This window comes from Pedobacter jaeyakensis (genome assembly GCF_054461315.1).
Map to the genome: position 1 here is coordinate 3063493 of NZ_CM136921.1, position 22130 is coordinate 3085622.

At 39.0% G+C, this 22130-nt stretch carries 22 protein-coding genes and 1 pseudogene; 11 read left to right on the plus strand and 12 right to left on the minus strand.

Features of this window, described 5'->3' with window-relative positions; genetic code table 11:
* Positions 1 to 412: 412 nt before the first annotated feature.
* A complete protein-coding gene (locus ACXZ1K_RS13690) occupies positions 413 to 928 on the plus strand; it encodes an ExbD/TolR family protein (RefSeq protein WP_458970232.1) in 516 nt (171 codons plus the stop codon).
* Positions 929 to 1080: 152 nt separating this feature from the next.
* On the opposite strand, the gene ACXZ1K_RS13695 is transcribed toward ACXZ1K_RS13690, so the two are convergent.
* The 5 genes from ACXZ1K_RS13695 to ACXZ1K_RS13715 form a co-directional block, all read right to left on the minus strand.
* On the minus strand, positions 1081 to 1383 hold the full coding sequence (locus tag ACXZ1K_RS13695; RefSeq protein WP_458970233.1) for a GIY-YIG nuclease family protein: 303 nt from the start codon (positions 1381 to 1383) through the stop codon (positions 1081 to 1083).
* Between the two features lie 497 nt (positions 1384 to 1880).
* Complete coding sequence (locus tag ACXZ1K_RS13700) at positions 1881 to 3041, minus strand: LamG-like jellyroll fold domain-containing protein (RefSeq protein WP_458970234.1); 1161 nt, start codon at positions 3039 to 3041, stop codon at positions 1881 to 1883.
* Between the two features lie 8 nt (positions 3042 to 3049).
* Complete coding sequence (locus ACXZ1K_RS13705; RefSeq protein WP_458970235.1) at positions 3050 to 3688, minus strand: alpha/beta hydrolase; 639 nt, start codon at positions 3686 to 3688, stop codon at positions 3050 to 3052.
* Between the two features lie 9 nt (positions 3689 to 3697).
* Entirely contained in the window at positions 3698 to 4633 is a 936-nt protein-coding gene (locus ACXZ1K_RS13710) for a ring-cleaving dioxygenase (protein ID WP_458970236.1), read from the minus strand.
* A gap of 77 nt (positions 4634 to 4710) precedes the next feature.
* Positions 4711 to 5295 (minus strand): Crp/Fnr family transcriptional regulator, encoded by a 585-nt coding sequence (locus ACXZ1K_RS13715; RefSeq protein ID WP_458970237.1) that lies wholly within the window; start codon positions 5293 to 5295, stop codon positions 4711 to 4713.
* A gap of 106 nt (positions 5296 to 5401) precedes the next feature.
* Between ACXZ1K_RS13715 and ACXZ1K_RS13720 the strand changes: the two genes are divergently transcribed.
* Together ACXZ1K_RS13720 and ACXZ1K_RS13725 are read left to right on the plus strand one after the other, a co-directional pair.
* Positions 5402 to 5734 (plus strand): phage holin family protein, encoded by a 333-nt coding sequence (locus ACXZ1K_RS13720; protein WP_458970238.1) that lies wholly within the window; start codon positions 5402 to 5404, stop codon positions 5732 to 5734.
* A gap of 46 nt (positions 5735 to 5780) precedes the next feature.
* Positions 5781 to 6959: a DUF1624 domain-containing protein gene (locus ACXZ1K_RS13725; protein WP_458970239.1), complete on the plus strand. Its 1179-nt coding sequence runs from the start codon at positions 5781 to 5783 to the stop codon at positions 6957 to 6959.
* Here the strand turns inward: ACXZ1K_RS13725 and ACXZ1K_RS13730 are convergent.
* On the minus strand, positions 6956 to 8461 hold the full coding sequence (locus tag ACXZ1K_RS13730; RefSeq protein WP_458970240.1) for a SulP family inorganic anion transporter: 1506 nt from the start codon (positions 8459 to 8461) through the stop codon (positions 6956 to 6958). The genes ACXZ1K_RS13725 and ACXZ1K_RS13730 overlap by 4 nt on opposite strands.
* A gap of 80 nt (positions 8462 to 8541) precedes the next feature.
* On the opposite strand from ACXZ1K_RS13730, the gene ACXZ1K_RS13735 reads away from it, so the two are divergent.
* Positions 8542 to 8994: a ferritin-like domain-containing protein gene (locus ACXZ1K_RS13735; protein WP_458970241.1), complete on the plus strand. Its 453-nt coding sequence runs from the start codon at positions 8542 to 8544 to the stop codon at positions 8992 to 8994.
* A gap of 67 nt (positions 8995 to 9061) precedes the next feature.
* Here the strand turns inward: ACXZ1K_RS13735 and ACXZ1K_RS13740 are convergent, their stop codons facing one another.
* Both ACXZ1K_RS13740 and ACXZ1K_RS13745 read right to left on the minus strand, forming a co-directional pair.
* Entirely contained in the window at positions 9062 to 11530 is a 2469-nt protein-coding gene (locus tag ACXZ1K_RS13740) for an outer membrane beta-barrel protein (RefSeq protein ID WP_458970242.1), read from the minus strand.
* Positions 11531 to 11649: 119 nt separating this feature from the next.
* The gene (locus ACXZ1K_RS13745) at positions 11650 to 12741 is read right to left on the minus strand and encodes an AI-2E family transporter (RefSeq protein ID WP_458970243.1); all 1092 of its coding nucleotides are present in this window, start codon (positions 12739 to 12741) and stop codon (positions 11650 to 11652) included.
* Between the two features lie 126 nt (positions 12742 to 12867).
* Here ACXZ1K_RS13745 and ACXZ1K_RS13750 point away from each other — a divergent pair, with 126 nt between their 5' ends.
* Positions 12868 to 13641, plus strand: coding sequence for a M90 family metallopeptidase (locus ACXZ1K_RS13750; RefSeq protein WP_458970244.1), 774 nt, complete (start codon positions 12868 to 12870; stop codon positions 13639 to 13641).
* On the opposite strand, the gene ACXZ1K_RS13755 is transcribed toward ACXZ1K_RS13750, so the two are convergent.
* Positions 13638 to 14087: a DoxX family protein gene (locus tag ACXZ1K_RS13755; protein WP_458970245.1), complete on the minus strand. Its 450-nt coding sequence runs from the start codon at positions 14085 to 14087 to the stop codon at positions 13638 to 13640. The two genes, ACXZ1K_RS13750 and ACXZ1K_RS13755, sit on opposite strands and share 4 nt — an antisense overlap.
* A gap of 86 nt (positions 14088 to 14173) precedes the next feature.
* Between ACXZ1K_RS13755 and ACXZ1K_RS13760 the strand changes: the two genes are divergently transcribed.
* From ACXZ1K_RS13760 to ACXZ1K_RS13775, 4 genes are all read left to right on the plus strand, one after another.
* Positions 14174 to 15427 (plus strand): sensor histidine kinase, encoded by a 1254-nt coding sequence (locus tag ACXZ1K_RS13760; protein ID WP_458970246.1) that lies wholly within the window; start codon positions 14174 to 14176, stop codon positions 15425 to 15427.
* 1 nt (position 15428) lies between these two features.
* The gene (locus ACXZ1K_RS13765; RefSeq protein ID WP_458970247.1) at positions 15429 to 15869 is read left to right on the plus strand and encodes a response regulator; all 441 of its coding nucleotides are present in this window, start codon (positions 15429 to 15431) and stop codon (positions 15867 to 15869) included.
* A 19-nt stretch (positions 15870 to 15888) separates the two neighbouring features.
* Positions 15889 to 17475 (plus strand): sensor histidine kinase, encoded by a 1587-nt coding sequence (locus tag ACXZ1K_RS13770; RefSeq protein WP_458970248.1) that lies wholly within the window; start codon positions 15889 to 15891, stop codon positions 17473 to 17475.
* 105 nt (positions 17476 to 17580) lie between these two features.
* Positions 17581 to 18132 (plus strand): fasciclin domain-containing protein, encoded by a 552-nt coding sequence (locus tag ACXZ1K_RS13775; RefSeq protein WP_458970249.1) that lies wholly within the window; start codon positions 17581 to 17583, stop codon positions 18130 to 18132.
* Positions 18133 to 18190: 58 nt separating this feature from the next.
* On the opposite strand, the gene ACXZ1K_RS13780 is transcribed toward ACXZ1K_RS13775, so the two are convergent.
* The 3 genes from ACXZ1K_RS13780 to ACXZ1K_RS13790 all read right to left on the minus strand — a co-directional run bounded on the left by ACXZ1K_RS13780 (position 18191) and on the right by ACXZ1K_RS13790 (position 19717).
* Positions 18191 to 18826 (minus strand): Pr6Pr family membrane protein, encoded by a 636-nt coding sequence (locus ACXZ1K_RS13780; RefSeq protein ID WP_458970250.1) that lies wholly within the window; start codon positions 18824 to 18826, stop codon positions 18191 to 18193.
* Between the two features lie 9 nt (positions 18827 to 18835).
* Entirely contained in the window at positions 18836 to 19078 is a 243-nt protein-coding gene (locus tag ACXZ1K_RS13785) for a hypothetical protein (protein WP_458970251.1), read from the minus strand.
* A gap of 243 nt (positions 19079 to 19321) precedes the next feature.
* Positions 19322 to 19717 carry a (deoxy)nucleoside triphosphate pyrophosphohydrolase gene (locus tag ACXZ1K_RS13790; protein ID WP_458970252.1) on the minus strand — a complete coding sequence of 132 codons (396 nt, stop codon included), beginning with the start codon at positions 19715 to 19717 and terminating at the stop codon, positions 19322 to 19324.
* 182 nt (positions 19718 to 19899) lie between these two features.
* Here ACXZ1K_RS13790 and ACXZ1K_RS13795 point away from each other — a divergent pair, with 182 nt between their 5' ends.
* Positions 19900 to 20289 (plus strand): hypothetical protein, encoded by a 390-nt coding sequence (locus ACXZ1K_RS13795; protein ID WP_458973255.1) that lies wholly within the window; start codon positions 19900 to 19902, stop codon positions 20287 to 20289.
* Positions 20262 to 22130 (plus strand): annotated as a pseudogene (locus ACXZ1K_RS13800) (GH92 family glycosyl hydrolase); the annotation flags it as partial. The gene ACXZ1K_RS13795 and the pseudogene ACXZ1K_RS13800, both read left to right, overlap by 28 nt.

Below are 22130 nucleotides of genomic sequence, written 5' to 3' on the forward strand. Positions count from 1 at the left end.
GGAATATTGGATATGTGGTTACAAAATCATATCTAATCAAACTATTATGGGTAAATATAGTTGCCACTGATACGGCCGTCATAGATACATAGTGGTATTTATTGTTGTGTTCGGTTATTTAATCAGTTCAAAATTTACATTTTTATATCAGATCAAGTACTTATGCTGTTTTTTTTAACATTCTATAATTTCTTTTTTATTGCTCTTTTTTCTGTCAAATAGCATATCTGCACAGCAAGTTTTGATCAAGGGTACTGTTATGGATACGGTAACCGACCAAAGTCTAGATAACTGCGACTGTAGAAATAATGGTATTTAGTCGGCACGTAAGGTAGTTATACTCAAATTTGTTAAATCAAAATATGGAATCAGGCATTCATCTTCATCATAGTTAAAACTAAACTCTACTATCATGGCCGAATTAAGTATTGCCTCAAACAGAAAAGCGACTCCTAAAGTTGACTTAACTGCAATGGTTGACCTAGCATTTTTGCTGATCACCTTTTTTATGCTGACCACATCCCTGTCTAAACCGATCGCAATGGATATTGCCAAACCAGATGAGAGTGAGGATGCATGGACGGAATTGCCTGCGTCAAGGACGATGACTATCCTTTTAGGTGCCAATAATCAAATTGCCTGGTACATGGGTGTTGATGGAAAAAGCGAACCTTCGGTTACTACGTTTAGTGGAATACAAAAATTTATATTGGAGAACAAGAACAAAGTTAGCCTGGCGAATGGCAATAATCCCAGAAAATCTTTAGTAGTGATAATTAAACCTACAAAGGCCTCGAGTTACAAGAACTTTGTCGACATCATGGATGAACTGAACATCGCTAAATTGACTTCCGCCCCGGCAATTGATGACGATCATTTTAGTAATGAAGAGCGCAATTTTCTAAGGGAACATCATATGATTAGGTAAATCATCAAATGATTGGCTAATTTTTTATTATCTTGACAGAATAATTAACCAAATAACGCTTTCATATAACGATCTCTTCTCTTTCAAGTTCGAAGATAGTGCGAACGTTCAATTAAACACCGCGTTTTGTCATTCAGAGCGCAGCGAACAATCTAGTCCTCCAGGTATTCTTCATTAAGGAATTTCCAATCCTTATTTTCCAATGATACCAAAGCATTTTTTTTCGCACGCGACCAACCTTTTATTTCTTTTTCACGCTGAATGGCTTGATCTATGTATTGATGATTCTCAAAATAAACGAGAAAATGACACCTGTATTTCTTAGTAAAAGCAGAATCGCGAGTGCCATTTTTATGTTCTTGCAGCCTTGCGGACAGGTTGTTTGTTACACCAGTGTATAAAACAGTCTTGTTAGCATTTGTTAAAATATAAACTGAGTAGTGATGGTCACGCATGATTCGTTGTTGTTAAATGAAAAAGAGATTCTTCGCTACGCTCTGAATTACAAAAGTAAATTAATTTGATCAATTGACTTTGTTAGAAACTAAAAGAGATTCTTCGCTGCGCTCTGAATGACAAAGGTTAGTTGAATGACAAAAGTTAGTTGATGACAAAAGTTAGTTGAATGACAAAAGTTAGTTGAATGACAAAAGTGAATTAATTTGATTAATTGGCATTTGTTAGAAACTTAAAGAGATTCTTCGCTGCGCTCTGAATGACAAAGGTTAGTTGAATGACAAAAGTTAGTTGAATGGCGAAGGTGAATTAATTTGATTAATTGGCATTTGTTAGAAACTAAAAGAGATTCTTCGCTGTGCTCTGAATGACAAAGGTTAGTTAAATGACAAAGGTTAATTAAATGACAAAGGTTAGTCGAATGGCAAAAGTTAGTTGAATGACAAAAGTGACAAAGCTAAATTAGATGATAGTGCTAAAGCCTAATCAATAAAGCTTAATCAATAAAGCCTTCGACTTTTAGGATTTTGCGGACGTTTTCCAATTCATTTTGGAGTACGTTAATGATAACAATGCCGTTCTTACCCTCAATTCCATAAATTGTTGTAGCATCTGCGTCTTTCAAAACTTCAATAGAAGTGATTGTTCCTTGGGGAAGAACAGATAGAAAGTTACGTTCTTTTGGTTCTATCGACATACCAACTAGCTTGATTGTTTTTTCGCCGTCTTTTATGATGTATAAAGGTAATTTATTTTCGTTGTTAACTTTTATGCCGAAAACTGTGCTCGGTACAGCGCTTGCCACGTATGGCTTTATACCGTAATATTCGACGATTTGTTTTGCACTTAACTCCATTTCCTGATCAGTCAACGGACGGTCGTACAACATGAACCTGGCCATTTCTCCCACAAACGATTCTCTTCCTGGATGTTCTACGGCATCTCGCTCCTGTCCTATCGCCATGCGTGAAGGATTCACATTTTTACTTACCGGAAATGGACTGGTGGCAATGGCTTTTGCACCCTCATTAAGGTATAGGGAAAGGGTTACAGTATCTGTTCCTTTCCCCATTCTGCCCATAATTAAATAGTATTGATCTTGTTTTACAATCTCTTTTGAGGTAACGTAAGGGTTATTTTGATCCCAGCGACCGAATGTTATGGCATTTCTACTGCTCATCCAAAAACTATTGTCATCGTTAAATCCGCCCCAGAAACCTTCGTTGTTCGGCTTGTTACGTAAGTTGCCGAAAAAGCAATTTACATTTGGCAACTCTCCTGATTGTTTTCCAGCCTTTAGTACTGCGAACCAGGTGTAACCGCCACCCATAGTCAGGTGATCGAACGCATCTTCATCCATATTAACCAGTTCCTGCTTATTGAAAACAAGCGTATTGTGACCATTTAGTTCTGCAACCTTTGTTGTTAATTTTGGTCGCCCTGATCCTGGTACTTTTCTTCCCTCGTCGCGTTTGGAAAAGTCCTTCACCACAAATGATTTGACCTGGTTTTTCCACTGCTCTACTTTATCTCCATCTGCCACAACTACGCCTTTATCGGCATTCAAATCTACAATTAGTCTATCGCGACTGATTTTTTGAGCATATACAGAACTGATAGATGCGGTTAACAGGATGGAAAAGAGGAGCTTCATCATATTTGGTTTTATGTACCAATATAAGGAAAATTTTTGCCATACCAAGCTAAGGCGAGCGCGATGTCCTGTTGCACCAAATTATGTCCTGTGGTCAGGTTGATTGCTTCTACATTAAATCCTCCTGTTAGTAAGGATTTCACATAATTTTCAGTGCTTGAAGGATCAACGGTTGGATCCAAGCTACCATTGCTCATGAAAACGGGTACTTTGTTAGCTGCCGTGAAACTTCCGAGTTCTTTAAATGGCTGCATTGGTCTGAACAAGATCGCACCAGCAAGGGCATTTGGATGTTTTACCAGCATCGCCCCTGCGATATTGGCACCGTTTGAATAGCCAAGCGCAACAATCTTTTTAGCGTTAAAGCCTTCTTTTATTGCCGTATCCTGTAAAAAAGCAAGCAACTCGTCAGTCCTAAAGGCGATATCCTGTTCATCGAATATTCCCATACCCAAGCGCTTAAAAAATCTTGGCATTCCATGCTCTGAAACGTTGCCCCTAACACTTAATAAGTTTAGGTTATCGCCAAAACTTTCACCCAATGAGATCAAGTCGTGCTCGTTACCTCCGGTTCCGTGCAAAAGTAAAAGAGTATTGGCTTCGGGATTTCCCGAAGCTTTGTATATGTATTTTAACGGTTGATAATTCATGATGTCTCCTTAATTTAATTTTACCAATCTGGCTTCTATTTCTGCACGCTGACTTTCATATTGTGCTGGAAGTTTTAAGTGCTGGCCTAATTCTTCTAATGGTTCGTCTACCGTAAAGCCTGGGTTTTCTGTTGCAATTTCAAACAATACACCCCCTGGTTCTCTGAAATAAAGTGAATGGAAATAGTTGCGGTCGATTTGAGGCGTGATGCTCAACCCAAGCTTCACGATCTTTTCCCTGAACTCCATTAAGATCTCATCGTTCTTAACCCTGAAAGCTACATGATGCACAGTTCCATTAGCATTGAAACCTCTGTTTTCTGTTGGAATTTCCACAATGTCAATTATCGAAGCTTCATTTACAGCATCTGTTGTATAACGGAATCTGTTAGCTTCTGTGGCAGTCAATTTATAGCCAAACACGCTGGTTAATATAAAGGCTGTAGCAGTTTTATCTTTCAATGTCAAGGTTACATGGTGGAAACCTCTTGTTCCTGTCGCCGCAGTTACTTCTGCAGTTTCCCATGGTTTGCGACTATCGTTCTCTACCTCTGTAAGCTCCAGCTTCAATCCATCTGGATCAAGAAAGGTTAGGTATTTCTGTCCGAATTTTTCTGCCGGTTTGTTATATATAACATTGTTGTCTTCAAATCTTTTGATCCAAAAGTCTATACTTCCTTTTGGGATGGAGTAACCAATTTCTGTAGCCATGCCAGATCCTTTTCTGCCTTGTTGTATTTCATTTCCCCATGGAAAGAAGGTTAAAATGGTACCGGCGCTACCTGTTTCGTCGCCAAAGTAAAAATGGTAAGTATGAGGGTCATCAAAATTTACAGTTTTCTTTAAGAATCGTAATCCCAATACCCTGGTGTAAAAGTCAAAATTGCGTTTGGCGTCTCCTGCTATTGCAGTGATGTGGTGAATGCCTAAAATTCTATTTTCCATGATCTTTTGTTTTTGATACCTCAAAGATATGGCTGCACAAAACCCTGCGCATTGAACTAGGACAAGAAAGAATTAGCTTACCTTTTTTCGATGATCATCCGTTTACGCACTTTACTTAGGAATTCTGGAGTCATGCCCAAATACGATGCAATATAATGTTGCGCCACACGCTGAGGGATACTGGGGTAGTGATCCAGGAAGTCCAGGTACTTTTGTTCTGCAGTTTTTGCGATGCTAAAGAACAACCTGTTCTGCATGGCAGCCACATTGCGCTCAACCAAAATGCGATAAAAACGCTCAAACCTGGGCAATTTGACAAGCAATTCTTCTTTACTGCGCGGGCTAAGGTATAAAAGTTCACAATCTTCCAACGTTTCTATGAACAGGTTACCTGGTTTCTGATCTGCAAAGCTGGCAATATCACTTATCCACCCATTTTCTATACCGAATTGAATAATGACTTCATTGCCATTATCGTCAATATAATATTTACGCAAACATCCCTTTACGATGAAAGCTTCGAAGTTGCATACCTCGCCTGCCCGCAATAGAAACGTTTTTTTAGCATATGCTTTATGCTTTAGCAGTTTATTAAATTCATTGAGTTCATCAGTACCGAAGCTGACATACCGGGTTACATTTTTATTGATTTCTGTGAACATGTAGGGGAATTGTGCTTTTCAATTTAAAATGAATATAGCGTTTTATATAGAAATACTGCTTTTATTGCTCAATCCAATTGCTATATTAGTGATCAAAACTATTCTCATGAATTTCATTATCCAATTGCTCGTTAATGCCGGAATCCTTTTAAGTATGACTTATTTACTACCCACCGTTCGCATCAAAAATTATACTACTGCGATTTGGGTTGCGCTTGTTATTGGCTTGCTGAATGCAACTGTTGGTTTTCTAATTAGACTTCCCTTAAATATTGTAACGTTGGGCTTGCTTTCCTTTTTGATTCATTTGGCCGTGACGTCACTAATGATAAAGTTAGCCGATATTTTATTTTCAGATTTTGAAGTAAAAGGTTTCGCCCCGGCGGTGATCATAGCTCTTGTTATGGCGATTGTAGGAAGCTTGATTACAGTCTTTTAATACACATTTTTTTTGTCGATATTGTGTGTTACCAAACCAACACACCATGACCTCTACACCCCTAGCTCCGAAACACAGGATTGAATCTATTGATATTTTAAGAGGATTAGTCATGCTCATCATGGCAATTGATCACACCAGGGATTTTTTGCATTTGGGACATCCAAACCCTACCGACTTAACTTCAACCAATCCTATTCTATTCTTTACACGATTCATCACGCACTTTTGTGCACCCACTTTTGTCTTTTTAAGCGGCATCTCGGCTTATTTGGCCAGCACCAGGCGTACCAAAGCTGAAATGAGTATTTTTTTATTGAAGCGGGGAATTTGGCTTATGGTGGTTGAAGTTGTTTTGATAACACTTGCCATCACGATTGACCCCGGTTATCATTTCATCATTTTACAAGTGATATGGGCTATTGGCGGTTCTATGATTTTGCTGGCACTTTTAATTTGGCTTAAGCCAAACATTATTGGCATTATAGGTTTAGTGATATTTTTTACCCACAACATACCTGATATAGTGAACATCGCGCCTATTGCAGATACTATGGCCTGGAAATTTTTGGTATCGGCAAATACCGCGAATTCATTATTTCCGATATCGGCCGACCGAGAGCTCTTTGTGTTATACGCACTGCTGCCCTGGGCCTCCGTGATGTTCATTGGATTCTGGTTTGGTTCGTTTTATCAGAAATCTTATCCTACAACACAACGAAGGAGCATATTGCTAATTTCTGGCCTATTTCTTCTTACACTATTCGGTTTGTTAAGGGCTTTCAACATTTATGGGGATCCAGCACCCTGGGCTACGCAAAAGACTTCAACATTGTCATTGATTTCCTTCCTAAATGTTTCCAAATATCCTCCTTCATTACTGTATTCAAGTATAACACTTGGAGTAGCTCTAATTTTTCTCTCACAGGTCGAAAATGTTACAAGTCAATTTTCCAAAGTCTTAAAAGTTTATGGAAGTGTTCCATTCTTTTACTACCTGTGCCATTGGTATATTTTAATGCCAACTACTATTGTCACATTTTTTGCACAAGGATTTAAAACGAGTGATGCGAAAGAATTTGATGGAATGCCTCCTACTTTCGGATTTCCGCTTTGGGGAGTATATTTAACATGGATTGCAGTTATTGTTTTACTTTACCTGCCTTGCCGCTGGTACGGGAAATACAAAAAAACACATAACCATTGGTGGCTGAGTTATATTTAATCTAAAATATTCACTTCAATGACCTCAGCAGCATCTTTTAGCAACCTGCGGGAGTCTTTCGACAGGTTAATTAGAAATACCATTTTACCCTCTTTTTGGTAACGCTGGGTTAATTTGTGCAATGCATCCAGTCCGGACATGTCTGCTACCCTGCTCTCCTTAAAATCGATGATTACCCTATTGGGATCTGCGTCAACCTCAAATTTCTCATGGAAGGCGGTAACTGATCCAAAAAATAGCGGACCGAATATTTCATACCTTTTAGCACCTGTTTCATCTATATATTTTTTGGCTCTAATTCTTTTTGCACTTTCCCATGCAAACACGAGTGCAGAAATAATGACGCCAATTAATACAGCAAGGGCCAGGTTGTGAAGTAAGATGGTAATGACTGCAACAGTGATGCCGACAAAAATATCTTGCCTCGGCATTTTATTAATGATCCTGAAACTGGCCCACTCAAAAGTGCCTATGGCTACCATAATCATTACTCCTGTTAAAGCTGCCATTGGTACGCGACCAATTATTGGTGCGCCAAATAATATGATCACCAAAATGGTTAGCGATGCGACAATTCCGGAAAGCCTCGCTCTTGCTCCTGCGGATAGGTTGACAAATGTTTGCGCAATCATCGGACATCCCCCCATACCAAAGAAAAATCCGTTTAAAATGTTTGCAGCACCCTGCGCCACGCATTCCCGATTCCCATTTCCACGGCTTGAGGTGATTTCATCAACCAGGTTTAAGGTTAGCAAGCCTTCTGTAAGACCAACGCAAGCCATAATCAATCCGTAAGGAAAAATAACTTTAAATGCCTCAAAACTGAAGGGAATATTGGGTATGTGAAAGGGAGGAAAACCCCCGCTCACCGAAGCAATATCTGCCACTGTTTTGGTATGAATGCCGAAGCCCAGCACTAACATATAGACAACCACAATGGCAACCAGTGAAGGCGGAACAGCTTTACTGATTTTTGGAAAGAACAGGACGATGGATATGGTGAGCGCGACTAGTCCCCCCATAATCATTAATGGTGTTCCAGTTAACCATGTTTCTTTGCCGGCGGTAATTGTTTTAAATTGCTCCAATTGAGCCATAAATATCACAACGGCAAGACCGTTCACGAAGCCGTACATTACAGGCTGTGGAACCAGCCTGATAAATTTACCAAGTTTGAAGAGGCCAATCGCAATTTGAATAATTCCCGCCATCGCCACTGCAGCAAAAACATATTCTAAGCCATGGCTTTTCATTAAGGCGATAAGCACAATCACTACGGCGCCTGCTCCTCCGGAGATTAACCCAGGCCTGCCTCCAAATACAGACGTAACCAGTCCCATAATAAAAGCTGCGTATAACCCCGTAAGCGGCGGAAAACCAGCTAGAATAGCAAATGACAATGACTCCGGCATCATAGTCATCGCGACGGTTAAACCTGCCAGAATTTCGGTCTTATAATAAACTTTTTTAGAAAAATCAAACAGGTTGAGGCTATAAGGCATTTTTTGGGTTTAAGCGAACAAATCTAAATATTTAAAAACAACTTTTAAGGAGTGGTGTTGTACTAGCAAAACTTACCATTATGAAAAACACAACAGTATTAAACGACCTAATAGAAATTAACAATGACCGCGTTGCAGGATTTGAGAAGGCAATAGCTGACATTAATGATGAAAATGTTGACTTAAAAGCGATTTTTCAACAGTATAGCGCGCAGAGTCGCAAATTTGCACAAGAGTTGACTGCAATCGTTGCAGGTGCAGGTGAAGAAACAGAAACAGGAAACAGCATTGCCGGTACACTACATAGAGCTTGGATTGATGTGAAAGCTTTATTTGGTGGTAGCGATCGCGAAGGCATTTTAAATGAAGCTGAGCGTGGAGAAGATGCAATAAAAGCAGCTTATAAATTAGCTTTGGAAAAAGGTGAGCTAAGCGGAGAAGCAATGGAGACTGTAAGCAGCCAATCTGAAGATATTAAAGCAGCTCATGATGCGATAAAAGCGTTACGTGATGCAGCAAAAATTTTGAACTAGTAACACATTTCATCTACCTATTGAAAAGCCGCCTTGAAGCGGCTTTTCTTGCATAATTTAGTTCCCGTTACTGAGACTTTACCCGGCGACCTTCAGCTTCTGAACTGCTTGAGCGCTCTCTTGCAGCTTTAATGTCGTTACTTCCGAAACGGTAAGAGCAGGTTAAGCGAAATACCTGGCTCTCCCAACGTTCGTTTACTACATATTGCTGTGAAGCCAATGCACTGGTTATCCTGCTCTTTTGCAATTTAAACGCGTCATTAGCTGCGAATTTAACATCCAGCTTCTTGTTCATAAATGATTTCTTAACGCCGAGATCTATGCCATACTGAGGATCAATTATGATGGTTCCATAGATTTGCCTGGACTGGTAATATCCACCTATTTCTATATTCAGCGTTGAATTAATCGAAATAGTTTGATTGGTATTGAAATTTAATGCAACTCTGCCACTTTCGTAGGCAGCACCTAAAAGATCCGGTGTTTTGAATTTGTTATAATAGGTAGTTAGGTTGTTACTGGTACCCCACCACTTGGTTATCTTTATGGGATAGCTGATGTTAATGTTGTAGGAATCCTGGGTTGCCAAATTTTGATTAGAAATGAAAATTGTTTTCTTAACCGTATCCGTAAGCAAAACATCTGATATCACATCAGTGGTGTGACTGTAACCCATGGTTATGTTTAGCGTTTTCTTAAATCCATAAGAAAGCTCAAACGAATTAGTGTACTGCGGCTTTAAAAATGGGTTTCCAAAACGGTAGGTATACAGATCCACATAGTTTATGAATGGATTTAAGGAACCGTAATCAGGCCTGTCGATTCTCCTGCTGTAAGAGATACCCATATCGTGATCTTTGGACAGATCCTGCTTAATAAATACACTGGGAAATAGGTCTAAATAATGCCTGTTTACTACTTTTTGCTCCGTAATGGAATTCCCTTTTGAGTTGGTTTGTTCAGCACGAATGCCAAGCTGTATAGAAGTGTTCTTATATTTCTTGGCCAGGTTGGCATAAGCAGCATTTATGTTTTCATCATAAAGAAAATGGTTGCTTCGCCTCGGGTCGTTGTTCCAGACGTTGCTTTCAAAATTTTCAAACATGAAGTTGTTGTCTGTCCCCACAATGCTGGCCTTCAATCCAAACTCCAACTTTGTTTCTTTATTGATTGGATAAGTATAGTCTGCCTTTGCAGCTTGAATTGTTGTCTTATTAGGCGTAGCATTTCTGAAATAATAATCGGGCTTTAATTGCTGACCAGCAGCGTTGTAATACCTGTTGTTGAAATCATTATTATCTCTTCCTGAATACTGTGAAAAATCGATGTCGGCAGAAATCTCCTGACCCAACGTATCAATTGTTCCTTTGTAGTTTAAGTTGTAGACCATACTGTTGTAACGGTAATTGCTGGGGTTATTTGCCACTACTGAGGAATCCGTTTTACCAGGAGTATCACCAATCAGGGTAAGCACGTCGGCAGTGCTGTTCCCATTACTGTTCGTTCCATTAAAGGCGAACCCAATGGTGTTCCTATCGTTAATAAAATAATCTATACCGGCCTTGTAATTGGCATTGGTTCTGGTTCTTATACTTCCATTGGTTTGATCAAAGTAAGTTTTGTTGGCAGCAGTGTTATTTACCCTGACAATATCTGTGCTGCCAAATCTTTTGCTCTTTCCCAAATCGGCATTGCCGTAAACATTAAACTTCTTTTCTCGGTGATTTAAGGTTATTCCTCCGTTTCCTTTATAGTATCTTCCGTATCCAGCACCTGCAGTTAAAGATCCGTTTGTGCCGTAGTTTCTGTTCTTTTTAAGTTTGATATTTATAATTCCCGAATTGCCGGAAGCATCGTATTTAGCAGATGGGTTGGTGATGAGCTCTATACTTTGAATGGCACTGCCCTCTGTTGAGCGCAGTAAATTGGCCAACTGCTCTGATGATAGATAGGTAGGTTTTCCATCTAGCATTACGTTTACACCTTGTTTGCCACGTAGACTGATGTTACCATCTTTATCTACCGTTACTCCGGGAGATTTTTGAAGAATTTCCAACGCACTGTTACCAGTAGCTAGCGCGCTGTTTTCCACATTGATTACCGTTTTATCAACCTGGCGCTCCACTAATGGCTTTTGCTTAACGATTTCTACACCCTTTAACAACTGTGCATCAGGCAATAGCTGGACATCTCCTGCCTGATGAATTTTATTTGGTGTCCCGTATTGATAAGGACCTCTGTACACTTTTTTATACCCCACTACGTAGAAAGCAAGCAGGTAATTCCCAGTGTTGATGTTTGAAAATGTAAATACACCGTCATCAGCACTCATTGTGCCTCTTACCACAGTGGAATCTTTAGCGTTTAATAAACTAACAGTGGCGTAAGGAAATGACTTTTTAGCTTCATCTAGCACTCTTCCTGTCAGTTTTCCATTAAGATCGCTTGTTTGTGCATTCAGTTTCAATGATAAAAGATTGAAAACTGCTAACATACCTCCCAAGGTAAAAATACGGGCGTAATTATTCTGGTTCATGATAGTATGACGGCCGCAATTGGGTAAACGTTGCAAAGCTACTTTGGGTTTTATACCAGCTTGGCTTCAATTACGACAAACGCCAAATTACAATCGACAAACTTTAACGCCCTGAAGTATTATTTGGCAGGCTTGACTTTCCTTCTCGTAAATCTTTTCAACTGTCCCATGTGTTCTGTTGGAACATTATCACCAAGCAGTTTACCCCAGGGCTTTAATCCATCTATCCTATCGAATATAATTTTAAGCACAGCGATAAAAGGTATGGAAAGGAACATACCTGGCACACCCCATAATGCAGCCCCAAGTAAAACGATAACAATTGAGATTAACGCATTAATCTGTACTTTGGAGGATACAATTCTTGGAACCAGAATATTATTATCGACAAATTGGATGACCGCATAAGCCAAAATGACAAGGAGTTGAGTTGTAAAGCCATCTGTAGTAACGGTGGCCATTAATACCGGTAACGCAATAGCTATGATGCCACCAATGTAAGGTAACAGATTTAAAATGGCGCCAATAACTCCAATTAGTATGGCATTTTGCACGCCCAGCGCCAATAAAGCGGCGGAGTTCATTACCGCTATTATTGATGTTTCTATTAATAGACCAACAATGTAACTTTGAATTGCGGCTTTAGTTTCCGTTAATATCTCTGCGACTTTGCTTTGATTCTCTTCTGAAAATACCTCATAGAGAAAATTGAGAATCAATGTTTTATATAGCATCATTAAAAAAACATACACCGGGATCAGGAAAACAATGCTGAGGATACCAAGTATACCGCTTAACGTTTGACCGATCATTCCCTTGCTGCTATTGGCGGCCTCGTTAACCATTTGCTTTTGTTTGGTAGCAGAAAGACCAAATGACTTTTGAAGCCAAATCTGTATATCGTGGATCAATTGGCCAAACTTTGTTTTGATCGCGTCCAGATCGTCAAAGAAATGGACCACCTGAGTAGATAAGAAATAAAATACGCCGGTAAGAATGGCGATTGCAATTAGCATGGATATAATAATAGCTACAACCTTTGGCATCTTACGCTCCAGTTTACTGGATAAAGGATTTAGCAGCGTAGCAATTAAGCAGGCGAATGCCAGCGGAACCAGTATGTCTTTTAGGACATAGAGTATAAATACAGAGGCTACCAATCCCAATAATATTACCGGAACTTTCATGTAGAAAGGATATTCTTTAAGCATGGCTATAGTTTAAGGGGTGTAATTTTACCCTGGTGTTTATTTCAGGGAGGTATATTCAATTCACATACCAGTTTTAGAGAAATATCAAGATGCTTTTATTTAAATTGACTGCAAAAATTATTTACCATGATTATCATTGCCATCCTGATTGTTTTAATTGCTGGTATCTACTTCGTATTCCGGACGAAAAAACCTGTTTTACAATTTCAACCTGTCCAAATTGAGGAGTTATTAGCCGAGCATATAGATTACTATAACCGCCTTAGTCAACCAAGCCAACAACTTTTCAAGCAGAAAGTTGATAAATTTCTATCTTCCGTTGGCATTGAAGGAGTAGGTTTTGACCTTAATGATACTGATCGGATCATGGTAGCAGCCAGTGCGGTCATTCCAATTTTTGGTTTTGAAGGCTGGACTTACCGCAACATTACCAATGTGCTTCTATACCCAGATACTTTTGACCATGATTTTCAATTTGAAGGTTCTGGACGCAATATCGAAGGAATGGTGGGCAGCGGATATATGAATGGGCAGATGATTTTGTCTCGTAGCGCGTTGCAAAAAGGATTCTCCAAAAACTCAGGCAAGAAAAATACCGGGATTCATGAGTTTGTTCATTTAATTGATGGCGCAGACGGCGCGATGGATGGTATACCTGAAGGCTTTCTCAAGCATGAATATACCGAGCCATGGATTAAAATGATGCACCAGGAAATCAATAAGATTGAGAGAGGACACTCGGATATTAATCCCTATGCCATTACCAACGAAGCTGAATTCTTTGCTGTAACATCCGAATATTTTTTCGAAAAGCCTGAACAGTTCAAGAACCACCACCCCGAACTTTACGAGATGCTAATTCGCGCTTTTGCGCAAGACCCGATAAAGGAGGAATCCTAATGGTTATGTTTTCTCTTCATTTCGTGATCTGCCGAATAAGGCCCGGAGCCAGTTACCCAGAACATGATCAGCAACAGCAGCACAACTAAAGACAGCCAGAGCTCTGAATTGAGCATGCTGAAACCACGGGAAATGTTAACAAAGAATACCGCTACTAAAAGAATTGGAATTTGCATTACTGCTGCAAAACGAGTGAGTAACCCGATCGCAATTAAAATGCCGCCAACCAGATGCACAAAACCAACGATGTGGATGGCAATACTGGCCATCATGCCTGAGAAACCGAAAACATTGTTTTGCAACAATAGATCCTGAAGACCCTGCGTATTGCTAACAATGGCAATTCCCTTACAAAAAATTAAGATACCCAAGCCGATACGAATAATGTCCAGCGCTTTTGCGGTATGTAAATCCCCCCAGCGCTCAATTTTCTGAATTACTGTCATAGCAAATCCTCCTGTTTATATTTTGGTATATTAAATATATGTATAATATACTGAAAATCAAAGAGTAATAAGTGATCATCAAACAAATGATAAATCGGAAACTATGCCGAAATTTCGTTAGCTTTATAAACTATCCTACGGAAGTCATTTCAGAAGACCACCTGATTTCCCAAGACTTCAAATTTTATCTAAGCGTAAAGCAGCATATCCCGATGGACAACGATGATTCTAGTGAACTGATCATTGCAAACAAAGCAATTGATTTTCAGAATAAAGAAAGAGAACTTCGTGCGGCAGAGCTCATTGTAGCCAATAAAGAACTGATCTTTCAAAATAAAGAAAAGGAAAACCGTGCAAGTGAGCTGATCATTGCCAACAAAGAGTTGGCTTTTCAAAATGAAGAAAAGGAGAAGCGTGCCCAGGAACTGGTTATCGCAAATGAGGAACTCGCTTTCCAGAACAAAGAAAAAGAACTGCGGGCCGCAGAACTGATAGTAGCAAACAAAGAGCTTGTTTATCAAAACAAAGAGAAAGAAAAACGCGCCAAGGAATTGATAACGGCAAATAAGGAATTAAAAAAGGCAGAAGACAATGTTCGTAAACTTAATGATGAACTGGAGCAAAAAGTAATTGAACGAACAGCCCAATTGGAGTCAGTAAATAAAGAACTGGAGTCTTTTTCCTACTCCGTTTCGCATGATTTGCGGGCCCCTATCCGGGCAATTGACGGTTATACTAAAATTATCATTGAAGATTACGGCGAATTGTTTGATCTTGACGGGATAAAGATTCTTAAGTCGATCATTAACAATTCAAAGAAAATGGGTCAGCTTATTGATGACCTTCTCGCTTTTTCAAAGCTCGGTAGAAAACAAGTAAGTTTTTCAGAAATTGACATGATGAAGCTAGTCAGTTCTGTGCGGGAAGAACTCTTGTTTGGTGAGGGTGAAAATGTACCTGAGTTTAAAATCGCAACACTACTTCCAGCAAAAGGAGATCAGGCATTAATAAAACAGGTATGGATTAATTTGATAGCTAATGCCGTCAAATATTCAAAATACAAACAGCATACAACCATAGAAATCGATTCGTTTAACAAAGGGAATCAAACCGTCTATTTTGTGAAAGACCAAGGTGCCGGATTTGACATGGCATACTATGATAAGCTCTTTGGAGTTTTTCAGCGTCTGCACTCACAAGCCGAATTTGAAGGCACCGGAATCGGTTTGGCAATTGTTCAAAAAATAGTAAGTCGCCATCATGGAAAGGTATGGGCTGAATCTATATTAACCGAAGGGACTTGCTTTTATTTTAGCTTACCTAGCACAAGTAAATTATAAAATGATATACGACAACATAGAAATACTTTTCGTTGAAGATAGCTTTGATGATGCGATGTTAACGATTAGAGCACTTAAGAAGAGTGGCTTTACCAATAAATTGCATCATGCGACTGACGGCGCGGATGCTTTAGACTTTATGTACTGCCAGGGGGTATATAGCGAAAGAGATATTAATGTTCATCCCAAATTAATTTTGCTTGATCTGAAAATGCCAAAAGTTTCAGGACTCCAGGTATTGGAGAAGCTAAAAGCAAATCCCGAAATGCGATCTATCCCAATAGTGATGCTAACTTCTTCTAATGAGGGGCCGGATATTGAGCAGTGTTACGCCCTGGGCGCAAATAGCTATATCGTAAAACCGGTTGACAGTGATAATTTTTTCAATGCCATAAAAGAAATTGGCTTATACTGGATGGTATTAAGTCAGTCTGGCAATTAATTTTCATTACCTCCAGCCTATGATACCCAATCTAAGGATCCTTATTCTTGAGGATAATGAAACCGATGCTGATTTACTCAATCGCGAGTTAAAAAAGTCTGGTTTAACATATACTTCAAAAGTTATTCAAACCCTTGAAGAATACCAGAAATCATTAATCGATTTTTCGCCAAATCTAATCTTGTCCGACTACTCCATGCCATCATTTGATGCAGCAACGGCATTTCGCATTAAGCAGGGATCCTACTCACATGTTCCATTCATAATAGTTTCTGGAACTATTGGGGAAGAAAATGCGGTAGAATTAATAAAGGATGGGGTTACTGATTACGTTTCAAAACAAAAGCTCTTTACGCTTACGAACAAGATTACCAGAGCTTTAAAGGATGTTGAGTATATGAAAGAACGATTAGCAATTGCTGCTGAATTGAAAGGCAAACAGGAACAACTTCAAAAAGCAAATGAGAAACTTCTTGCAGAAAAAGAAAAGGTTAGAGTAGTAAATCTGGAACTTTCTTTATTTAATAAGGAGTTAGAGCAGCGGGTAAACCGCAGGACAAAAGCGTTGGCGGAAAGTGAAAGTATGTTTAGAACCACAATGGAAACCATTCCTCAAATTGCCTGGACAAATACAGTGAAGGGTAAGGTCATGTTTTACAACCAGCGATGGTATGATTACACTGGTCTTATTGAAGACAAATATGGTTTGAGAAACTATAGCGCAGTAATACACATTGACGACCGAAGAACGTATGCTACTCATTTCAGGGGCATTCTAAACACTCGCAATGGTGGCGAATTTCAGATTCGTGCTAAGCGTGCGGATGGGATTTACAGATGGCACCTGATTCGCATTATGCCCGTTTTAGATGATGAGGAGGTGAAGCTGTGGGTGGGCACGGCAACTGATATTGAAGACCTTAAACAACTGCAACAACATAAGGATGATTTCATCAGCATAGCTAGTCACGAGCTTAAAACCCCAATAACAAGCTTAAAAGCATCATTGCAATTGTTGGACAGGATAAAACATAAACCTGCATCAGAAATGTTGTCTGTATTGATTAACCAGGCCAATAGAAATTTGGGTAAAGTAAATGCATTAATTGAGGACCTGCTAAATGCAAGTCTGGCAAACGAGGGACATCTTCAAATCCATAGAAAGCCCGTGAACATCGGAATTTTAATTGCGCAATGTTGCGAACAGGTGCGTACTGAAGCTATTTATTTGATTGTTACTCAAGGCAATGGAAACTTCGAAGTATTTGCGGATGCTGTAAGGATTGAGCAAATTATTGTGAATTTTGTAAATAATGCTATTAAATACGCACCGCTATCTACTGAAATTTTGATCACGATAGCCGTTACAGGAGAAGATTTAAAGATATCAGTAACGGATAAAGGACCAGGTGTTGACCAAAAGAAGCTAGCCAGTTTGTTTGACAGATATTACCGGGTAGACAATAGCGAAACCACATACAATGGCCTTGGTTTGGGCTTGTATATAAGCTCAGAAATTATCAAAAAACATAAAGGACAAATTGGCGTTGATAGCCAACTTGGGATAGGAAGTACCTTCTGGTTTACCATACCAATTGCAGAATAAGAAAGAAAACAGCTTTCTATCAGACCATTGAAGGTTATTTTAGGTTTACAAAAACCAAAGAAGCATCGCTTTGCGTAAATGCTGACATACCTAAGAAAAACTAAAATGAAAAAAATTATTCTATCAGTTGTTGCCGTAGTAGCTATGGCATGTTCAACTCAAGTGCAGGCTCAAAAAAATCCAATGGTTGGCGGTGCTGCTATGTATGCAACCAAAGATATTGTTGACAATGCCGTTAATTCTAAAGATCACACTACACTTGTTGCTGCAGTAAAAGCAGCTGGCTTAGTAGAAACACTAAAAGGCGCTGGTCCGTTTACCGTGTTTGCTCCTACTAACGCTGCGTTTGATAAGCTTCCGGCAGGAACTGTTGGTACTTTGGTTAAACCTGAAAACAAGGCTATGCTGACCAAAATTTTAACCTACCATGTTGTTGCTGGTAAAATGGACTCTAAGAGCATTGCAAAAGCAATTAAAGCTGGTGGCGGAAAAGCTGAACTAACCACTGTAGAAGGCGGAAAGCTCTGGGCTTGGATGGAAGGTAAAAAACTTGTCCTTAAAGATGAAAAAGGCGGAATGAGTACCGTGACCATTGCAGATGTAATGCAGAAAAATGGTGTTATCCACGTTGTGGATACGGTATTAATGCCAAAATAAGTATACTACCTATGAAAACTAAACCGCAGACAAGCAATTGTTTGCGGTTTTTTTTACGCTAATTTTTGTCAATCATCCTACTAATTCCAATTAAAATTGAGCTTAAGACTAAAAATAAAACTGTTACCCCAACAGAATTGATCATAACCTGTCCGTATCCAAATTTGCTAACATCTATAAATGGATATGGATAGTAGCCTGAAATTGCACCTCTAATTAAACAATAAAATAAATAAAGTAACGGGAATATTGCCCAAGGCAAGAGACTACTCCATTTGATCTTTGTTTTAGGTACAAAAATAACCCAGTAGAACAAATAGGTTAATGGACTTACTGTATGTAAGATAAAGTCGGCAACGATAAACCAGCCCTCCAATTTAAATATGCCCTTTAGCAATACAGCATAGATCAACCCTACAACAATTATATAAACGGCCAAGGCTGTCTGAACCGATGGCTTATTAAAAAACCTTCCCCATATAGTATTTGGTGCAAGAGAAATGGAGGTTAATGATATCGCCAATACCAGGTTAGTCTGTATCGTAAAGTAACTAATAATTTGGGTTAAGGATCCTGCAAAAGACCTACCCTCGTCTAGGTACAATCCTGTAGAAATATAGAATTGAAGAATAAGTGCAAACCATAGCATTAGCGCGTTTAGCAACGTATAGGTAAACCTGATCTGGTGTTTCATAAAATTGAATTAGCCTCGCTGTTTCAATGCCGCTTTTACTTTTTTGAGATTAGTATAATTGACAATCAATAGGGCCAGGAAAACAACAGGTGAAATGGTGAATACATTAAATCCTCTCTTTAGCGTAATAAAAATGCCAGCAGCTACCATTAAAATCACGCTTACTCCTATAACCGTTACTGAAGTTGACAGTACTTTTTCATACTTCTTTAATTCTTCAGATGTCATCTGGTCGAGGTTTTCTTGTGTCATATTTTTAGTTTGGTTTGCCCAATTTAGATAAACAAGTTTAGAACAACAAGAAAACCTAAACTTAGTATCTGTCTGTATATATTAATAATTGACTACCTTACACAACATGAAGAATACAGCATTTGCAATAGTTGGTCATAACGTTGGTTTAGCAGAGATTATTCTTATCCTTTTGGGCGTCTTTGTTGTGTTTTTAATCGTCAGGAATATTGGTTTGCGGCATAAACCTAAAAGCTAAAGGGTTTACAATACTCCTATCGCCGACAAATAATTTTTACAAACTGGAATATCAGCCTCAGCCCAATCCAGATCTAACAAGTCTTTTGGTTTTAACCATTGGTAAGCAGCATGCTCTTTCAATTGAATTGTGTCGTCAATAATTTCGCAAACAAATGGGATCAGATTAATATCCAAGTTGGGATAAGAATGAATATGAGCTGGCATTTCAGATTGGATCCGAATTTCAATATTCAATTCTTCCAGAATTTCTCTTTTTAAACTTTGTTGAGGATTTTCTCCAGGTTCTATCTTACCTCCTGGAAATTCTATCTTAAGTGGCATGCTCATTTCGGCACTACGCTGAGCGACGAGCACCTCTCCTTCCGTATTTACAATTATAGCACAGGTTACATGAATCATAAAGCAGATGTAAATTAGTAGTAAAGACCTTTGATAGGATTTAAATATATCATTTAATGATCCAATTGTATAATAAAGTTGCATGTTAAATGGCAAATTAAATGCTTCGAATTTGATTTGTATACATTAAATCGCTAACTATGTACATACATATGAGGACGATGAAAATATTGTTTTTCTTAATGCTGGTACAAGTTGCCGTTTTTGGTCAGAAAAAGCAGCCAATTGATTACGTTGACCCATTTATAGGGACATCAAACTCTAGATGGATGTTGTTTCCAGGAGCGACTATGCCAAATGGTATGGTTAAATTAAGTCCTGATAATCAGGGAAATGTTTGGCAGGGCGGTTATGAATATTCTGTTGGAAGTATACATGGCTTTAGCCACCTTCACGGCTGGACAATGGCTGGATTGCTTACCATGCCTACAAATGGTGACCTTGCGCTGAAGCCAGGAAACCCGATGACCCATTTAAAGGTGCTGGTGCCGGTTATCATTCCAGATACAGACAGCAGGATCAACATGCATCACCTGGTTATTACTCTGTTGTATTGCTCGACTCAAAAATAAAAGCTGAACTGACAACCACGGAAAGAACTGGGGTACAAAGATATACATTTCCAGCAGATAGCTCAAACCGTATCATGATCCAATTAGACATACCTGCTGAATATGGTTATGAAATTAAGGATGCCAAGATTACAAAGGTCAGCAATACAGAAATACAAGGTTATGCTAAATCTTATTCCGCAGGTTTTAATGAATACACGCTGTATTTTGTAATGCAGTTTAACAAACCATTTAGAGATTTTCGTGGCTACCGATTAGAAACTGAAATAGCCACTGACCAGCCTATAACCGGATCCAAATCGCTTGGAGCCTACGTTACCTACCCTACTTCCAAAAAAGAAACACTATTAATTAGAACTGGAATTTCCTTTGTGGGGATCGAGCAGGCAAAATTGAACTTACAAACAGAACTTAAGGACTTCGACTGGGATTTTGACGCCTTGGTAAAACACAATCGCCAGGTTTGGAATAGTATATTGAATACCATAACCATTAAGGGTGATTCTGAAATAGAAAAGGTAAAGTTTTACACTAACTTTTACCGTTGTTTTACTGGCAAAATGACAATGAGTGATGCCAATGGAAAATATGTAGATGCTAACGAAACCATTCAACAGCTAAGCGGCAATCGAAAAGCTATGATTGGCGGAGATGCCTATTGGAATACGTATTGGAATTTAAATTTATTATGGACAATTACAGCTCCTGAAACCGTTGAGCAACTTGTGGATACCCAGCTGGAAATGTATGAGAAAACTGGATGGCTATCTAAAGGACCTGCTGGCATCGAATATTCTGGAATTATGGAAGGATCTCACGAAATGGCGTTGATGACCAGTGCTTATTTGAAAGGTATCGTAAAGCAGGATGCTGCACTCGCGCTAAAAGCTATGAAAAAGAATGTTGAGGTGGAACCTATGCAAGCTGGTGGCGGATATCCCGGAAATCCTCAAGTTAGTGTGTATGCTGATAAGGGTTTCGTACCCGTAGAAAAAGGCGCAGCATCCAAGACCCTGGACTATGCATTTGATGATTGGTGTGTGGCTCAGATGGCTGGCTTGGTGCATGATAATGCTGACTATAACTTCTTTTTAAAGCGTTCTGAAAACTGGAAAAATGCTTTCGATCCTAAAAGCGGTTATGTTGTACCAAAGAAAACAGATGATTCTTTTATTGACAACTTCGACTTGTTCTCTGTAAATCATTTTGTTGAGGGTAATTCCTGGCAATATTCTTATTATGTACCTCATAATATCCCTGGTCTGGTAGCATTTATTGGTAAAGACAAATTTCTTAAACGTTTAGAAACAGGCTTTAAGCAATCTGAACAGCACCAGTTTGCAGCACACGCGCTCGATCGCACTATGGGTCAGTCTGCACCGTATTATATTAACCATGGAAATGAGGTGAATATGCAAGCCGCTTACCTTTTCAATTATGCAGGCAAACCGTCTTTAACCCAATATTATACCCGTAAATTATTGGATACATTTTATGATGCATCTCCATATATTGGCTGGAATGGCGATGAGGACGAAGGACAAATGGGCGCCTGGTTTGTAATGAGCGCGCTCGGTTTGTTTGAAATGAATGGGGGCACATCTCCAGATTTGAGAATTGATTTGACCAGTCCACTTTTTACCAGCGCTACTATTAGGTTGAATAAGTCTTACTTTTCTGGAACGGAATTTAAAATAATTGCGCTCAACAGTTCTGCAAAGAATATTTATATCCAGCAAGCTAAACTGAACGGCAAAATACTTACCGATCTTTTTATTAGTTTTAAAGACATTGTAAAAGGAGGTAAATTGGAATTGCTAATGGGGCCTAATGCAAAATAG

Coding starts and splice junctions, on each gene's coding strand:
- ACXZ1K_RS13795 (WP_458973255.1), top strand. CDS start 19,900: ATGCTGGTACAAGTTGCCGTTTTTGGTCAGAAAAAGCAGCCAATTGAT.
- ACXZ1K_RS13715 (WP_458970237.1), bottom strand. CDS start 5,295: ATGTTCACAGAAATCAATAAAAATGTAACCCGGTATGTCAGCTTCGGT.
- ACXZ1K_RS13735 (WP_458970241.1), top strand. CDS start 8,542: ATGAAAAACACAACAGTATTAAACGACCTAATAGAAATTAACAATGAC.
- ACXZ1K_RS13745 (WP_458970243.1), bottom strand. CDS start 12,741: ATGCTTAAAGAATATCCTTTCTACATGAAAGTTCCGGTAATATTATTG.
- ACXZ1K_RS13780 (WP_458970250.1), bottom strand. CDS start 18,826: ATGAAACACCAGATCAGGTTTACCTATACGTTGCTAAACGCGCTAATG.
- ACXZ1K_RS13720 (WP_458970238.1), top strand. CDS start 5,402: ATGAATTTCATTATCCAATTGCTCGTTAATGCCGGAATCCTTTTAAGT.
- ACXZ1K_RS13700 (WP_458970234.1), bottom strand. CDS start 3,041: ATGATGAAGCTCCTCTTTTCCATCCTGTTAACCGCATCTATCAGTTCT.
- ACXZ1K_RS13755 (WP_458970245.1), bottom strand. CDS start 14,087: ATGACAGTAATTCAGAAAATTGAGCGCTGGGGGGATTTACATACCGCA.
- ACXZ1K_RS13705 (WP_458970235.1), bottom strand. CDS start 3,688: ATGAATTATCAACCGTTAAAATACATATACAAAGCTTCGGGAAATCCC.
- ACXZ1K_RS13750 (WP_458970244.1), top strand. CDS start 12,868: ATGATTATCATTGCCATCCTGATTGTTTTAATTGCTGGTATCTACTTC.
- ACXZ1K_RS13760 (WP_458970246.1), top strand. CDS start 14,174: ATGATAAATCGGAAACTATGCCGAAATTTCGTTAGCTTTATAAACTAT.
- ACXZ1K_RS13775 (WP_458970249.1), top strand. CDS start 17,581: ATGAAAAAAATTATTCTATCAGTTGTTGCCGTAGTAGCTATGGCATGT.
- ACXZ1K_RS13785 (WP_458970251.1), bottom strand. CDS start 19,078: ATGACACAAGAAAACCTCGACCAGATGACATCTGAAGAATTAAAGAAG.
- ACXZ1K_RS13770 (WP_458970248.1), top strand. CDS start 15,889: ATGATACCCAATCTAAGGATCCTTATTCTTGAGGATAATGAAACCGAT.
- ACXZ1K_RS13695 (WP_458970233.1), bottom strand. CDS start 1,383: ATGCGTGACCATCACTACTCAGTTTATATTTTAACAAATGCTAACAAG.
- ACXZ1K_RS13690 (WP_458970232.1), top strand. CDS start 413: ATGGCCGAATTAAGTATTGCCTCAAACAGAAAAGCGACTCCTAAAGTT.
- ACXZ1K_RS13725 (WP_458970239.1), top strand. CDS start 5,781: ATGACCTCTACACCCCTAGCTCCGAAACACAGGATTGAATCTATTGAT.
- ACXZ1K_RS13740 (WP_458970242.1), bottom strand. CDS start 11,530: ATGAACCAGAATAATTACGCCCGTATTTTTACCTTGGGAGGTATGTTA.
- ACXZ1K_RS13790 (WP_458970252.1), bottom strand. CDS start 19,717: ATGATTCATGTAACCTGTGCTATAATTGTAAATACGGAAGGAGAGGTG.
- ACXZ1K_RS13765 (WP_458970247.1), top strand. CDS start 15,429: ATGATATACGACAACATAGAAATACTTTTCGTTGAAGATAGCTTTGAT.
- ACXZ1K_RS13710 (WP_458970236.1), bottom strand. CDS start 4,633: ATGGAAAATAGAATTTTAGGCATTCACCACATCACTGCAATAGCAGGA.
- ACXZ1K_RS13730 (WP_458970240.1), bottom strand. CDS start 8,461: ATGCCTTATAGCCTCAACCTGTTTGATTTTTCTAAAAAAGTTTATTAT.